The sequence below is a fragment of the Pseudomonas sp. R1-18 genome (genome assembly GCF_051132095.1).
In the GTDB taxonomy this organism is placed as follows: Bacteria; Pseudomonadota; Gammaproteobacteria; order Pseudomonadales; family Pseudomonadaceae; genus Aquipseudomonas.
The window spans coordinates 1,770,150-1,786,642 of record NZ_CP071658.1 but is presented as its reverse complement, the minus strand read 5'-3'; the positions used below and the strand labels follow the sequence as shown (position 1 = coordinate 1,786,642).

Here is a 16,493-nt window from a genome sequence, read left to right as displayed (position 1 = left end):
CAAACGCGCCAGCGCGGTGCGGATTTACACCTTCCGATGGCTTTTTATCCGCACCGCCAGCGCGCTGACCGCAGGCCGGTTTACAACCCTTCCAGTTCCGCCATGAGATCCTCAAGACGGTCGATTTTCTGCTCGTCGACCTTATTCCCACCCAGACTTTCCAGATGCTGTGCCAGGCCTTGCACGGTGTTGAACTCGAACATCACCCGCAGCGGCACGCTGCGTTGCAGCACCTGCTGCGCGCGGGTAACCACCTGAGTAGCCAGCAATGAATGCCCGCCCAGTTCGAAGAAGTTGTCGGTGATCCCGACCCGCTCGACCTTCAGCACCTCGGCCCAGATGCAGGCCAGCTGGTGTTCCAGTTCGGTCTGCGGCGCGACGTACGCGTGCTGCGACTGGCTGGTGTCCGGCCTGGGCAAGGCCTTGCGGTCCAGCTTGCCGTTGGGGGTCAGCGGCATGGCGTCCAGTACCACCAGATGGGTCGGGACCATGTAGTCGGGGAGCGACTGTTTCAGGTGCGTTTTGAGTTGATCACGCAGGTCCTGCGGGTCGACGCTATCTCCCTGTAGGAGCGCGCTCCTGGAGATGTACGCGACGAGCTGACCATCGAGGGCCACCACCACGGTTTCGGCAACCGCCGGATGCTCCTGCAGGCGCGCTTCGATCTCGCCGAGTTCGATGCGGTAGCCGCGAATCTTCACCTGGAAGTCGACACGACCGACGTATTCCAGCACTCCGTCGGCGCGCCGCCGCGCCAGGTCGCCGGTGCGATACAGGCGCTCACCGGCTGCGCCAAACGGATTGGGCACGAACACCGGCACCGTGCGCCGCGGGTCGCGGACATAACCGCGACCGACACCGGTCCCTGCCACGCACAATTCGCCCACCGCACCCAACGGCACCGGCTCCAGCGCATCGTCGAGCAGGTAAAGGCGGTTGTTATCGGTTGGCGTGCCGATCGGCAGATAGGTGCCGCGCGTGGACGCGGCGTCTACCCGGAAGAAGGCCACGTCGTCCGAGCACTCCGCCGGACCGTATGCATTGACCAGCCCGACATGCGGATAGCGTTGCAGCCACTGGCTGGCCAGCTCCGGCGGCATGGCTTCACCGGTCGGCAGCATCCAGCGCAGGCCTTCGAGGTTTGCCGCCTGCTCGGCCAGTAACCCGGTAATCAGCGACGGTACGCTTTCCAGCACGCTGATGCCTTGCGCCCGCACATGTGCGAGCAAGGCGCGCGGGTCGCGGGCGATGTCATTGGGCACGATGTCGACGCGTGCGCCGAACAGTGGCGCGGCGAGGAACTGCCAGACCGAAATATCGAAGCTTTGCGAGGCGGTCTGCGCGATCACATCGCGTTCGCCGAGGCCCAGATACGGCACCTTGCTCAACTGGTTGTTGAGCATGCCGCGTTGCTCGACCATCACGCCTTTGGGCTGGCCGGTCGAGCCGGAGGTGAAGATCACGTACGCCAGGTTGTCCGGCGAGCTGTAGCGGCGCGGGTTGAGGTCGCTGTATTGGCCCCGCTGAACCTGATCCCAGACCAGCAGCCGTGGGCGCTCGGTTTCGGCAATCGCCTCCAGCAGTTCGCTTGCGCGGACCTGACATTCGGCGCTGCACACCAGCACCGGCGCGCGGCTCTGGATAATCACGCCGCTCAGGCGCGATTCGGGCAGTGCCGGATCAAGCGGCAGATAGCCCGCGCCTGCCTTGAAGCTGCCGACGATCATACCCAGCAGGTCCGGCCCGCGCTCGGCCAGCAGCGCCACCGGCTGATCGAAGCCGACGCCGGAGGCGATCAGCGCATGGCCCAGACGATTGGCGGCAGCATTGAGCCTGGCGTAATCGCAGCGGCGGTCCAGGTAACTCACGGCCACGCGCTGGGGATGCGCCTGAACTTGCGCCTCGAACAGTTCGACATAGCTGCGCTCCAGCGGGTAAGCGCGCTCGCTGCGATTGCAGTCTTCGATCAGGAAGCGGCGTTCCGGTTCGCTCAACAGCGGCAGGCTGGCCATGTCGCCGTGGAAGCTGTCCATCAGCGCCAGCAGCAGGCGCTTGAACTCGCCAAGCATGCCTTGCACCGTGGCTTCATCGAAATAACGCTGGTCGTAGGACAGGTGCAGACCGAGGTCATCACCGGGGTAGCACACCGCCGTCAGCGGATAGTTGGTGTGCGTACGGCCGGAGTCCGAGGTAGCGTTGAGGCTTTGCGCGCGATCCAGCACCGAGACTTCGACCGGTGCGTTCTCGAACACGAACAGGCTGTCGAACAAAGGCTGGCCCTTGGGCAGTTCGCTGACCTCTTGAATACTCACCAGCGGCAGGTATTCGTACTCACGCAGCTCCATATTGCTTTCCAGCAACCGGCTCAGCCACTGGCGAACCGTGCAGCGCTGATCGTCGCCAGGCATGCCGATGCGCAAGGCGATGGTGTTGATGAACAGGCCGACGGTGCGCTGCATTTGCGGCAGTTCCACCGGCCGTCCGGCCACCGTGACACCGAAGACCACGTCGCGATCACCGCTCAGTCGACGCAGGGTCAAGGCCCAGGCCGCCTGGGCAAAGGTGTTGACGGTCAGTTGATGCTGCTGCGCCAGCTCGCGCAGCCGTGCACCATCGGCGATCTCCAGTCGGGTATAGCAATCGCCGACGACCATCCCGCCGCTCTCACCGGCGTGTTCGCGCAGAAACGGTCGATCGCTGGGGATCGGCGTCGGGCGCTCGAAGCCCTGCAGGTTCTGGCGCCACCAGTCACGGGCCTGGGCCAGGCCACGGTGTTGCAGCCAGGCAATGTAATCGCGGTAGCGCGGCGCGGCAGCCAGTTGCGCATCGCGGCCTTCACCGAGGGCGGAGTAGATGTCGAAGAAGTCGTTCATCAGCAACGAGCGGCACCAGGCATCAATCAGGATGTGGTGGTTGCTCATCATGAACCAGTAGCGCGCTTCGTCGACGCGGATCAGGCGCAGGTGAAACGGAGGTCGGGCAAGCAGATCGAAACCGGCCTCACGTTCGGCCTTGAGCAACGCCTGCAAACGAGGTTCCTGCTCATGCGCCGCTACGTCGCGCCAGTCCAGATAGTCGAATGGCGTGGTGCCCGGCTTGTGGATGATCTGCAGCATGGTTTCGCCGATGTCCCAGCAGAACGACGCCCGCAGGGCTTCATGACGAGCGATCACCGCTTGCCAGGCCTGCGCGAAACGCTGCGGATCAAGGGCGCTGTCGATGCGGTAGCGATCCTGCATGTAATACAGGCCGGTGCCCGGCTCCAGCAGGGTATGCAACAGCATGCCCTCCTGCATCGGCGTCAGCGGATAGACGTCCTCGATGTTCGCCAGCGCAACCGGCAAAGCATCCAGCTGCGTCTGATCCAGGCTTGCCAGCGCAAAGTCGGATGGCGTCAGGCCGCCGCTGCCGTCTGTCAGGCAGTGGGCGATCAGCGTCTGCAACTGGTCCAGATACGCCTGTGCCAGCTCACGTATCGCCTGCGGCCGGTGACGCTCGGCGCTGAAGGCCCAGCGCAGCACCAGTTCGCCGCCGTAGACCTGACTGTCGATGCTCAATTCGTTAGGCAACGGCGCGAGCGGGTCATGGGCCGCGCCTGCGGACTCTTCCAAAGGCCGGAACAGCGCATCGTCACCGAAACTCTGGTCGAACTGGCCCAGGTAATTGAAGGTGATCGGCGCGACAGGCAACGCCTGCATAACGGCACGCGTGGGGGCGTCGGCCAGATAGCGCAGCACGCCATAGCCCAGTCCCTTGTGCGGCACCCGGCGGAGTTGCTCCTTGATGGCTTTGATCGATTCACCCGGACCGGTCTGCCCGTGCATCGGCGTCAGACGCAGCGGGTAGGCGCTGGTGAACCAGCCGACGCTGCGGGTCAGGTCGATGTCGTCGAACAGGGTTTCGCGGCCATGACCTTCAAGCTGGATCAGGGTCGAGTCCTGCCCGGTCCAGCGGCAGACCACCTGCGCCAGCGCGGTGAGCAGCAAGTCGTTGACCTGGGTGCGATAAGCGCTCGGAGCCTGTTGCAGGAGTTGCCGGGTGTGGGTCGCATCGAGGCGCACGCTGATGGTTTGCGCATGCCGATGCTGCTGGCCACCCTCCGCCGCGCCCGGCAGCACCAGCGCCGGGCCGCTGAGCAGGTGTTGCCAGGCGCTCAGTTCCTCACGTAACGATTCGCTGCCGGCATAGGCCAGCAGGCGTGCTGCCCAGTCACGCAGAGCGCTGGTCTTTGCCGGTAAGTGCACGGTTTCGCCGTTGGTGAGCTGGCGGTAGACGTTCTGCAGGTCTTCGAGCAGCACGCGCCACGACACGCCATCGACCACCAGGTGGTGGATGACGATCAGCAGACGCTGTTCGCCCTGCGGCCCGTCGACGTAGAGGGCACGCAGCAGCGGGCCGTTCTGCAGATCGAGGCTGCGCTGGGTGGCGGCATACAAGGCCGGGCACTCATCCATGTCGGAAACGGTCGCGCGCTGGAGCAAGGCGTGATCGCCGACCACCCGGTGTTCGGCGCGCCACACGCCTTGCTGCTCGTGAAAGCTCAGGCGTAGCGCGTCGTGATGTTCAAGGATGATGCCCAGCGCGCGTTCCAGCGCAGCCGAATCCAGCACCTCGGTGGGCTCCAGCAGTACGGCCTGATTCCAGTGTTGGCGCTGCGGCACCGGGGTTTGCAGAAACCAGTGCTGGATCGGCGTCAGGCCCGACTCGCCTTGCAGCAAGCCTTGCTCGGCCCGAGCCTGTTCAATGCGGGCAGGCGCGTTGAGCGTGGCGACCGCCGCAAGCGTGCGCACGGTCTGATGCTGGAACAGATCACGCGGTGTGAAATGGATGCCCGCCTGTCGTGCGCGGCTGACGACCTGGATCGACAGAATCGAATCGCCGCCCAGCTCGAAGAAGTTATCGTCGATGCCAGGCTGCTCGACGTTGAGCACCGCGCCCCAGATATCGGCCAGAGTTCGCTCCAGCGCATTGCCTGGCGCCACGAATTGCTCCCGATTGAGCTCCAGGTCCGGCGCGGGCAAGGCGCGACGGTCGAGTTTGCCGTTGGTGGTCAACGGCATGGCGTCCAGCACGACCACATGGGTTGGGACCATGTAGTCCGGAAGACTGGCCTTGAGGTGGGTTTTGAGTTCCTGCGGGAGCGGACCGCTCGCACCCGATCCGGGCCCACGGGTTACGTATGCGATCAGTTGACCATCCAGCGCCAGCACTACCGACTCGGCAACCGCCGGATGATCTTGCAGACGCGCTTCGATCTCGCCAAGTTCGATGCGGAAGCCACGAATCTTCACCTGGTGGTCGATACGGCCCAGGTATTCCACCCGTCCATCGGCGCGTTGGCGGACCAGGTCGCCGGTTCGGTACAGACGGCCGCCTTGGGCGCCGAAGGGATCCGGCACGAAACGCTCGGCGGTCAAGCCCGGACGCTGGTGATAACCCTGCGCCAGCCCGGCGCCGCCGACGTGCAGTTCACCGCCTGCGCCCTGCGGAACCAGCGCCAGATCGGCATCCAGCACATAAGCCGCGCGGGCACCGACGATGCTGCCGATCGGCACGCTGGCATCGCCCTCCTCCAGCTGCTGCGGCGCCAGGCTCGCCAGCGGCATGACCACCGTTTCGGTCGGGCCGTAGGCGTTGAAAAACAGCTCCGGCTGGAACGCTTCACGAATACGCTGCAAATGCTCGCCGGTCAGGGCTTCGCCGCCGGTGATGCACATGCGCACCGGCAAGGTCTGGCGATGGGCCGCCAGCCACTGCGCCAGCTGGCTGCCGTAGCTGGGCGTGAAGCCAAGGATATTGACCTGCTGCTCGCGAATCAGGTGGCAGATTTCTTCGGCGTCCCACTGGCCTTGAGCACGCAGCACAACCCGTGCGCCGCTCAGCAGCGGCACCAGCAGGCGTTCGGTCGCGGCGTCGAAGTTGATCGAGTAGAAATGCAGCTCGCAGTCGTCCGGGCGCATGTCGAAGCGACGGATCACCGCCTGGCAATGCATGGCGATTTCACCATGGCAGACCACCACGCCCTTGGGTTTGCCGGTCGAGCCCGAGGTGTAGATCAGATAAGCCTGATGCTGCGCCAGCGTGACGAGCGGCAACTCGTGCGCCGGATAATGCTGCAACGCCGGTGCATCCTGCTCCAGACACCAGCGCGCAACGCCTGCCGGCAGCTCGCCCAGTGCGTCGAGCAGCGCGGCATGGCTGAGCAACAAGCCAACGCCGCTGTCTTCGATCATGTAGTGCAGACGTTCCAGCGGGTATTCAGGGTCCAGCGGTACGTAAGCACCACCGGCTTTGAGAATCGCCAGCAGACCGACCACCATGTCCAGCGAACGCTCCAGCGCCAGGCCGACCCGCACTTGTGGCCCGACACCTCGCTCGCGCAGCATCCAGGCGAGCTGATTTGCGCGGCGGTCCAGTTGCGCATAGCTCAGCGTCTGCCCGGCGAAGGTCAGCGCCGGGGCGTCGCCGCGGGCCCTGACCTGTTCGGCGAACAGCCCGTGGATGGTCTGGTCCAGACGCTGCTTGCCCGCCTCCGGGGCGAGACTGTCCAGCAATTGCTGACGTTCGGCGGCATGCAGCAACGGCAGTTCGCTCAGGCGCTGCACCGGGTCGCTCAGTAACGCGTCCAGCAGGTTCAGCCAGTGCCCGGCCATGCGCGCAATGCGCGGTTCGTCGAACAGGTCGCGGCTGTAAGTCAGGCAGCAGCCAAGGCGATGATCCAGCTCGGTGACTTCAAGGTTGAGATCGAACTTGGTCGCCCTTGCGTCGTTGACCAGATAGTCGACCGTCATGCCGGCCAGCTCGCGGCTTTGCTGGAACTCCCAGCGCTGCACATTGCACATCACCTGAAACAGCGGGTTATACGCGGCGCTGCGTGGCGGTTGCAGCGCTTCCACCAAGTGATCGAAGGGCAGATCCTGATGCGACTGACCTTCAATTACCGTATGCCGTACCTGCTCCAGCAGCTGCTCGACGCTCATCTGGCCATCGAGCTGCACGCGCAGCACCTGGGTATTGAGAAACGCGCCGATCAGGCCTTCGCTTTCCGGGCGAATCCGGTTGGCTACCGGCGCGCCAATGCGCAGGTCGGTCTGCCCGCTGTAGCGGTAGAGCAAGGCCGCCAGCGTGGCGGTCATGGTCATGAAAAGCGTCAGGCCGTTGCGCGCGTTGAAGGCCCGGACCTTTGCCGCCAGTTCGTCGCTCAGGTCAAAGCGATACAGCCCGCCCTTGTGGCTCTGCACTGGCGGGCGCGGTCGGTCGCTCGGCAATTCCAGCAGCGGATGTTCGTGGCCCAGTTGCGCGGTCCAGTAGTCCAGTTGACGCTGGCGTTCGCCCGCCTCCATCCATTGACGTTGCCAGACGCTGTAATCCAGATACTGCACGGCGAGCGGTTCAAGGGGCGACGGCCTGCCTTCGAGAAACGCTTCATAGAGCAGACCCAGCTCGCGGGCAAAGATGTCCATCGCCCAGCCTTCGGTGACGATGTGGTGCAGAGTCAGCACAAAGTAATGCTCATGCTCGGCGGCACGCACCAGACATGCGCGCAGCAACGGGCCGGTTTCCAGATCGAAGGCGTAGTGCGCCTCGCTGTCGGCCAGCGCCTGCAGCCGCTGCTGGCGCAGATCGGCTGGCAGCGCGGAAAAGTCGTGCCGCGCCAGGCGCAATTCGCTTTGCTCGTCGACCTTCTGACAGGCCACGCCATCGACGGCTGGAAAGGTGGTGCGCAGGGTTTCGTGACGCTGGATCAGCGCCTGCAAGGCCGCCTCGAAGCATTCGGTATTCAGCTCGCCTCTGAGGCGCGCCATGCCGCCGACGTTGTACGCCGGGCTGTCGGGTTCCATCTGCCAGAGAAACCACATGCGCTGCTGGGAATAGGACAGCGGCACCGGCTGACTGCGGTCGACCCGCGCAATCGGCTGCTGACTGCTGCCGTTGCCCAGCGCCTGAATCGCTTCGACCTGCGCGGCGAATGCGCCGAGCTCGCTGGCCTCGAACAGTGTACGCAGCGGCAGGTCGATGTCGCAGACCTGGCGCACGCGAGAGATGATCCGGGTCGCCAGCAGCGAGTGACCGCCCAGATCAAAAAAATCGTCCCGCAGACCGACGCGCGACACGCCCAGTACCTCGCGCCAGATTTCGGCAATCTGTTGCTGCGTCGGGCTGCGCGGCTCAACATGCTCGCGGGTCTGCCATTGCGGTTCGGGCAAGGCGCGGCGGTCCAGCTTGCCGCTGGGGCCAAGAGGCATGCTATCGAGCCGCACCAGTTGCGACGGCACCATGTAGTCCGGCAGCTCACGCGCCAGCGCGGTTCTGATGCGCTCGATCTGCTCGGCTTCCGTTTCCTGATCCAGCGCCGCGGTGTAATAACCGATCAATTGCGGCCCGGCGGCGGTGTCGCGAATCAGCACCGCCGCCTGAGAAACGCCGCGTTCGGCCAGCAATCGCGCTTCGATCTCCTGCGGCTCGACGCGAAAACCTCGCAGCTTGACCTGCTGATCCAGACGCCCGAGGTATTCCAGCGAACCATCGGCAGACCAGCGCACCGAGTCGCCGGTGCGGTACAACCGCGCGCCCGGCTCACCCAGCGGATCCGCGACAAAACGCTCGGCGCTCAAGCCTGGGCGACCCAGATAGCCCCGCGCCAGGCCGCTTCCACCGATGCACAGCTCGCCTGCGACGCCGCGCGGCAGCGGGTTCAGGTCTGCGTCCAGCACCCGGCACAGCACATTGCCCAGCGGACGACCAATGGGCGAACGCGCTCCGTCGGCCAGGGTGCAGTGCCAATGCGTGACGTTGATTGCGGTTTCGGTCGGGCCATAGCGGTTGTGCAGCTGCGCTTCGGGCAACTGCTCCAGCACGCGGTTGCGCAGCTGCGCCGAGAGCGCTTCGCCACCCGAGAAAATCCGCCGCAGGCTGGTGCAGCCCTTGGTCAGCGGCTCGTCGATGAACAGTTGCAGCAACGGCGGCACGAAGTGCAAGGTCGTCACGCCGTGTTTTTGAACCAGCTGCGCGATGCGGCGCGGATCGCGGTGCTCGCCCGGTGCCGCCAGCAGCAAGCGGCAGCCGGTCATCAACGGCCAGAAGCATTCCCACACCGACACATCGAAACTGACCGGTGCCTTTTGCATCAGCACGTCGCTTGCTTCGAGTGCATAGGTGGTCTGCATCCATTGCAGACGTTCGGCCATGGCGGCGTGGCTAATGCCGACGCCCTTGGGTTGCCCGGTCGAGCCCGAGGTGTAGATCACATAGGCGAGGTTTTCCCCATGCAGACGCAAATCGGGCGCGCTGCCCGGCCAGCTCTCCAGGTTCAGCGCGTCCATGGCGATCACGCTGACGCCTTCGCCGTCCGGCAGACCGGCAAGCAGCTGGCTCTGGGTCAGCAGCAACGAGACGCCGCTGTCGGCGAGCATATAAGCCAGCCGCTCTGCCGGGTAATCCGGGTCCAGCGGCACGTAAGCGCCACCGGCCTTGAGAATCGCCAGCAGGCCGATCAACAGCTGCGGCGAACGCTCTGCCGCAATCGCCACCGGCACGTCAGGACCGACGCCTTTGTCGCGCAGGTAATGCGCTAGCCGGTTGGCCTGGGCGTGAAGGCTGGCATAGCTCAGGCTGTGAGCTTCCCAGACCAGCGCAGTGCGCTCTGGCGTCTGCCTCGCCTGGTGATCCAGCAGCTCCGGCAACCACTGCCGCGCCGACACGCAAGGTGCCGCGCCCCACGTGTCTTGTTCGGCCCGCTCACCGGCGCTCAGCAGCTGCAGGTCGCCGAGTGCCACGTCCGGCGTCTCGCTGATCTGAGTCAGCATGGCGACGAAATGCTGCGCCATGCGCAGGATGGTGTCGCGCTCGAAGAGTTCGTCGGCGTAATCGAACGATAAAGTCAGTCGGCCATTGCGATCTTCTTCGCTATGCAGTTGCAGATCGAACTTGGCTTCGCGGCTGTGCCATTCCAGCTCATCGGCCAGCAGCCCCGGCAAACGGCGCAGTGCGCTGGAGTCACGTTGCTGATGGTTGAACATGACCTGGAACAAGCCATGCTCGCGGGCCTGCGGAAAGGCTTCGAGCAACTGGTCGAACGGCAAGTCCTGATTAGCCTGGGCCTCCAGCGCGGTCTGACGGGTCTGCGACAGCAACTCGGTAAAGGTCTGACGCGGGTCCAGCCCGGCGCGCATCACCAGCGTGTTGATGAAAAACCCGATCAGCCCGCGAGTTTCGTGGCGTGGCCGGTTGGCACCGGGAACGCCGACGCGGATGTCGCGTTGCCCGCTGTAGCGGTGCAGCAACGCCTGGAACCCGGCCAGCAACAGCATGAACGGTGTCGATTGCCAGGCTTGAGCGGTGGTACGCAATGCGCCACTCAGTTCAGGGCTCAGACGCAGGCTGTAACGCGATGCGCTGTGCTGGCGGCGCGCCCAACGCGGATGATCGGTGGCCAGAGTCAGCACCGGCTGTTCGTCGCCCAGTTGCCGTTTCCAGTATTCCAGCTGCCGGGCCGCTTCGCCGCGCGCCAGCCATTCGCGTTGCCACTGACCGTAGTCGGCATAGCGCACCGGCAGTGGCTCCAGCGCCAACGGCTGGCCATGCACGGCTGCGGCATACAGGCGCGAGAATTCTTCGATCAGGATGTTCAGCGACCAGCCGTCGGCGATGATGTGATGCACGGTCACCAGCAGTTGATGTTCCTCTTCGTCGAGCCGCACCAGTGTGACGCGCAGTAACGGGCCGGCTTGCAGATCGAACGGCTGCCGCGCCTGCGCTTCGCGAATCTGCCGCGCTTGAGCCTGACGCTGCTCGACAGGCAGGCTCGAAAGGTCCTGAACGTCCAGACGGAATTCGCCTGGCGCTTCGATGCTCTGCAAGGCCACGGCGTCGCGTTCGTGGAAACGGGTGCGTAACGATTCATGACGTTCGATCAACTGCTGAAAGCTGGCCCGCAACGCGGCCTGATCCAGCTCTCCCCGCAGGTGCAGGCCACCAGGAATGTTGTAAGCGCTGCTGTTGCGGTCCATCTGCCACAGGAACCACAGACGGTTCTGCGCCAACGACTGCGGCAGGGCGTCGTTGCCCGGCAAGCGCGCGATGGCGTCGGTCTTTGTCCCGCGCTCGACCAGACCTTGAAGCTGAGCGCTAAATGCGGTCAGAGTCGGCGCCTCGAACAGCTGACGCACATTGAGTTCGATACCCAGCGTTTCTCGCAGACTCGCCACCACTTGGGTGGCGACAATGGAGTTGCCGCCCAACAGGAAGAAATGATCGTCCGCTGCCACATGGTCGACGTTCAGGTGTTCGCACCAGACCCTGGCCACGCGCGCTTGCAGATCTGCGCCCAGGACCGGACCGGAAGCGACCGTGCCTGAGGCGCTCTCGGGAAATACTGCGTAGCTGTCCAGGCTGCCGTCGGCCAGACGCGTCCGGCAGGCGGAGCGCTGCAGTTTGCCGCTGGAGGTCTTCGGCAACGCGCCGGGCTCAAGCAGTACCACAACGCCTGGCGCCTCTTGAAAGGCGTCGGCCACGGCCTGGCGAATCGCATTGATCAGCGCGGCGGCAGGCATGAGTTTCTGCACGCTGCGACTGATCTCGGCGGCGACACCGATGCCTTCGCTGCCATTTTCAAGCACCGCGAAGGCCGCGACGCGACCCTTGCGAACGCTGTCCACTTCCCGCTCTACCACCTTCTCGATGTCCTGCGGGTACAGATTCTGGCCGCGCACGATCAGCATGTCCTTCAAGCGCCCGGTGATGTACAGCTCGCCGTGACGCTGGAAACCCAGGTCGCCGGTACGCAACCAGGTCTGCCCGCCGTACCGGACAAAAGTCCTGGCTGTCGCATCGGCATTGCGCCAGTAGCCATGGGCAATGCTCGGCCCACTGGCCCAGACTTCGCCAATTCGATTCTCCTCCAGCACTTCGAGGCTGTGCGGATCGGCAATCAGTACGGCATGCTCGGGCTGAGCGGTGCCGCAACTCATCACCGGGCTGCCCTCGCCCAACTCCGCGACATTGCGCGCCAGCGCCTGCTGGTCCAGACGCAACGATGGGATGCCCTTGCCGCGCTGACCACCCGCGACAAACAGCGTCGCTTCAGCCAGACCGTAGGAGGCGAAGAAGCTGTCCGGGGTAAAGCCGCAGCTGGCGAATTTTTCGGCGAAACTGTCGAGGCTGTCCTGGCGGATCGGCTCGGAACCGGAATAGGCCACGCGCCAGTGGCTCAGGTCGAGACGCTCCAGCGCGGAATCACTGACGCGGGCGCTGCACAGCTGATAGGCGAAGTCCGGACCGCCGCTGATCGTGCCCCGATAGCGGCTGATCGCTTCCAGCCAGCGCAGCGGCCGGGTCAGAAAGTACGCCGGCGCCATCAGCACGCACGGCACGCCGCTGAAGATCGGCTGCAACAGCCCGCCAATCAGGCCCATGTCATGGTAAAGCGGCAGCCAGCTGACGATGACGTCATCCGGGTTGAGATCAATCCCGAAACCGTGACGGATCAGCAGCTCGTTGGCGACCAGATTGCCGTGGCTGACCTGCACGCCCTTGGGCAACGCTGTCGAACCGGAGGTGTATTGCAGAAACGCGATGTCGTCGCTGTGCAAAGCCGGACCTTGCCAGCCTTGGGCAAGTTCGGCGTCCAGCGTGTCGACGCAGAGCAAGCCCGGCGCGTCGGCGGCGGCCAGTTCGTCCATCTCCAGCAGCGCTTCACGCAGCCCCGAGCCGGTCAGCAGCAGGCGCGGCTCGGCATCGGCGATGATCGACAGCAGTCGCTCCTGGTGATGGCGGCGGTTGGATTCCGGCGGATAGGCCGGCACTGCGATGACCCCGGCATACAGGCAGGCGAAGAACGCCGCGACGTAATCCGGGCCGCTATGGAACAGCAGAATGGCCCGGTCGCCCGGTCGTGCATCGCGTTGCAGCGCGGCGGCGATGGTCCGCGCGCGCAGGTCCAGATCACGGTAGGTCAGCACCAGACCCTGATCGTTCTCGTCGGTGAGAAAACGCAGCGCCAGTCGGTCCGGTGTCTGCGCGGCACGACGCTGCAACGCGTCAGCCAGGGTCTGAGGGAGTTCAAACGCTTCCATGATGAAGTTCCTGCTGTGTTCGGCTTGCCAAAAGGGTCTGGATTTCTATGTCGCCCTGTGGGACGGGCGCGAGCCGGGGTCAGCCAGCGGCGCGAGCGGGCCGGGGCGCCGAACCGTTGCGCCAGCGCGCCAGGTGCTGCTCGGCGTATCGCCGCAGTTGACGCAGCAGCGCTGCCTGCTGCTCGACCAGATAGAAGTGATGCCCCTCGAACATGTCCAGAGAGAAACCGGTAAGGGTCTCTTCCTGCCAGTCGAGCAGCTCCTCGACGCTGACGCTGTCCTGCTTGCCCCCGAAGACATGGATGGGCGTATCGAGCGGCGCGCGTTCGCCGTAGGCGAAGCTGCCGCACAGCAGAAAATCGGCGCGCAGGATGGGCAGCATCAGTTGCATGAGTTCGGTGTTGGCCAGCACGCTTTCGCTGGTGCCTTGCAGTTCGCGCAGGCGGTCGAGCAATTGGGCGTCAGACTTTTCAACGGCGTAGTCACTGACATCACGCCGCGCCGGCCCGGCAGTCGCTGACACGAACAGCGCCAGTGGCGCGGGCAGACCTCTGGCCCGCAGCGCATGAACCAGTTCGAATGCCAGCAGACCACCCAGGCTGTGGCCGAACAGCGCGTAAGGGGTGTCCAGTTCGTCGGCGATTTCGTCGGCCAGATGAGCGGCCAGCGCTGCGATATCGGTCTGCAACGGCTCGTCCATGCGCATGCCACGGCCCGGCAGCTCCAGTGGGCGAACTATCAGCCATTCCGGCAGCTTGCGCCGCCACGGGCTGTAGAACATGGCGCTGGCGCCGGAGTAAGGCAGACAGAACAGTTTCAGACTGGTCGGCGAGTTCATGAAAGGCTCCGCTTGTGGCTCAAGCCCAAGTCAAAGCGGCGATACGCGCGGTCGAAACCCATGGTGTTCTCCTGAAGTGATGCCTGCAGCCGAGGGCTGGCGTGTCACCCATGAAAACGGATGGAGTCTCGAAATAATTAGTCGCATCTGCACCGGTGCACGCCCTGAGTGCAGCCACTGGCGTAGTGCACCCTTGCAGCGCACTGATTCAATTTCGCATTTGACAATAATTATCATTAATACTAATTTGTCGACCCATCAGAGCGCACTGCCGACCGCGTGGCGCTTCTTGCATGGCCTGGCTTTCTACATGACCTGGCTTCATAAATGGTTCAGCAGCAAGGTGAATTCAATGACGGATCAAGCATTCACAAAAAAATGCGACTCGCCCCTGTTGCAGGCTTTCGTCGACAACTATCTGCTGCTGGTCAAGATCGCCGCGCGGATCGTGGGTTGCCGGTCGCGGGCAGAGGATGTGGTGCAGGACGCCTTCTTCCGACTGCGTTCCGCGCCGCAGGTAACACTGTCGTTCAAGGCGCAGCTCAGCTATCTGTTTCAGATCGTGCGTAACCTGGCCATCGACCATTACCGCAAGCAGGCGCTGGAGCAAAAGTACACCGGCCCGGAAGCCGAAGGCTTGAACGTGGTCATCCAGGGCGCTTCGCCGGAAACTTCACACATCAATTTCGCCAGCCTGGAAAAGATCGCCGACGCGCTGGGCGAGCTGCCGGCGCGAACCCGCTACGCGTTCGAGATGTATCGCCTGCACGGTGTTCCGCAGAAGGACATTGCCAAGGAACTCGGCGTCTCCCCTACTCTGGTCAACTTCATGATTCGCGATGCGCTGATCCATTGCCGCAAGAGCAGCGGCGCTCGCGACTGAGCCCGAGAGGTTTCGACAGCAAAAAAAATCCGGGCCTGAGTCCCGGATTTTTTGTGGCTGAAGCTTGATGGAATAGCCCCGCGCGACGGGCTATTTGATCAGGATCACCGGCACTGACACTTCGTGGACTATCCGGTTGGCAACCGAGCCGAGCAACAGCCCGCCAAAACTGCCCAGGCCGCGAGTGCCCATGACGACAGTGTCGCACCCCAGCTGGGTGACCTCCGCCTTGACCTGCTCGGCCACGTTGCCGAGGTCCACGTGAGACTCGAAGTTGATGCCGGCCGCTGTCAGACGCTTGATCCCCTCGCCCAGCACACGATTGGCTTCGTTATACAGACCGGCTTTCACCCCTTCGATCATGTCCGGCGCCAGATAGTCGCTGTACACGATCGGGCTGGCCTGGACGTTGAAGATATGCACTTCAGGCGGCTGGACAAGTTTGCCAGCCAGGCCGATCACGTAATCCAGCGCGCGTCTGGAGTGCTCCGAACCATCGAATGGAACCAGAACCTTGTGCATGTCAGCTCTCCTTGAAGGGTGTGTGTTCAACATAGTCTTCAAGTGTGCCTGCTGCCATCGCTAACTGCGGGTGGATTGATCCAGGGCAAACCCGCGATGAATATTCAGTGCCCCGCGAGAAATGCCTGCGCCTGATCAAGCAACTGCAGCGGGTTTTCGGCCTTGTGGATGTCGACCGACAGCAGCTGCCGGAACCGCCGCGCGCCGGGGAAACCCAGCCCCAGGCCCAGCACATGGCGGGTGATGTGGTGCATGGTACCGCCGCTCTCGATATGCGCGGCGATGTAAGGTCGCAGCGCTTCCAGCGCTTCGGCGCGACCGAGCACCGGCGTGGTCTCACCGAACAGACGGCGGTCCACCTCGGCCAGCAGCCAGGGGTTGTGGTAAGCCTCGCGGCCGAGCATCACGCCGTCAAACGTCTGCAGATGTGCTTCGCACTGCTCCAGGGTCTTGATACCGCCGTTGAGCACGATTTCCAGCGCCGGGAAGTCCGCCTTGAGCTTTGCCACCACGTCATAACGCAGCGGAGGAATATCGCGGTTTTCCTTGGGCGACAGGCCTTCCAGAATCGCGATCCGGGCATGCACCGTGAAACTCTGGCAACCGGCTTCATGCACCTTGCCGACGAAGTCACATAGCTCGGCGTAGCTGTCGCGACCATTGATGCCGATCCGGTGCTTGACCGTGACCGGAATGCTCACCGCATCACGCATGGCCTTCACACAATCGGCCACCAGCTCCGGATGCGCCATCAGGCACGCGCCGATCATGTTGTTCTGCACCCGGTCGCTTGGGCAACCGACGTTCAGGTTGACCTCGTCATAGCCGGTTTCCTGCGCCATGACCGCGCAGGCCGCGAGGTCCGCAGGATTGCTACCACCCAATTGCAACGCCAGCGGATGCTCCGCTTCGTCATGCCGCAAAAACCGCTCCCGGTCGCCATGCAACAGCGCGCCGGTCGTTACCATCTCGGTGTAGAGCAGCGCGTTCTTCGACAGCAGGCGCATGAAGAACCGACAGTGGCGATCGGTCCAGTCCATCATCGGCGCAACAGAAAACCTCCTATCTACCGGTTTCATTGGGGAAGCGAGGTTTTCTGCTTGTTCCGCGTGCATTTACAAATCACTCATTAACTATTGTTTACTCCCTTCCACCTGCCCTCTCGCTCGTTGCCAGG

At 63.9% G+C, this 16,493-nt stretch carries 5 protein-coding genes; 1 reads left to right on the top strand and 4 read right to left on the bottom strand.

All coding sequences use genetic code 11. The annotated features are described in order from the left end of the window. Positions 1-80: 80 nt before the first annotated feature. Both J3P77_RS08330 and J3P77_RS08325 read right to left on the bottom strand, forming a co-directional pair. Positions 81-13,073, bottom strand: a complete 12,993-nt coding sequence (locus J3P77_RS08330; protein WP_434681023.1) for a non-ribosomal peptide synthetase — start codon at positions 13,071-13,073, stop codon at positions 81-83. Positions 13,074-13,152: 79 nt separating this feature from the next. After that, positions 13,153-13,911: a thioesterase II family protein gene (locus J3P77_RS08325; RefSeq protein WP_434681022.1), complete on the bottom strand. Its 759-nt coding sequence runs from the start codon at positions 13,909-13,911 to the stop codon at positions 13,153-13,155. A 352-nt stretch (positions 13,912-14,263) separates the two neighbouring features. Here J3P77_RS08325 and J3P77_RS08320 point away from each other — a divergent pair, with 352 nt between their 5' ends. Next, positions 14,264-14,794: an RNA polymerase factor sigma-70 gene (locus J3P77_RS08320; protein ID WP_434681021.1), complete on the top strand. Its 531-nt coding sequence runs from the start codon at positions 14,264-14,266 to the stop codon at positions 14,792-14,794. 90 nt (positions 14,795-14,884) lie between these two features. Here J3P77_RS08320 and J3P77_RS08315 read toward each other — a convergent pair whose 3' ends face one another. Together J3P77_RS08315 and dusA are read right to left on the bottom strand one after the other, a co-directional pair. Next, positions 14,885-15,316 carry a universal stress protein gene (locus tag J3P77_RS08315; RefSeq protein ID WP_434681019.1) on the bottom strand — a complete coding sequence of 144 codons (432 nt, stop codon included), beginning with the start codon at positions 15,314-15,316 and terminating at the stop codon, positions 14,885-14,887. 104 nt (positions 15,317-15,420) lie between these two features. Then, positions 15,421-16,395, bottom strand: coding sequence for a tRNA dihydrouridine(20/20a) synthase DusA (gene dusA / locus J3P77_RS08310; RefSeq protein WP_434681018.1), 975 nt, complete (start codon positions 16,393-16,395; stop codon positions 15,421-15,423). Positions 16,396-16,493 lie beyond the last annotated feature (98 nt).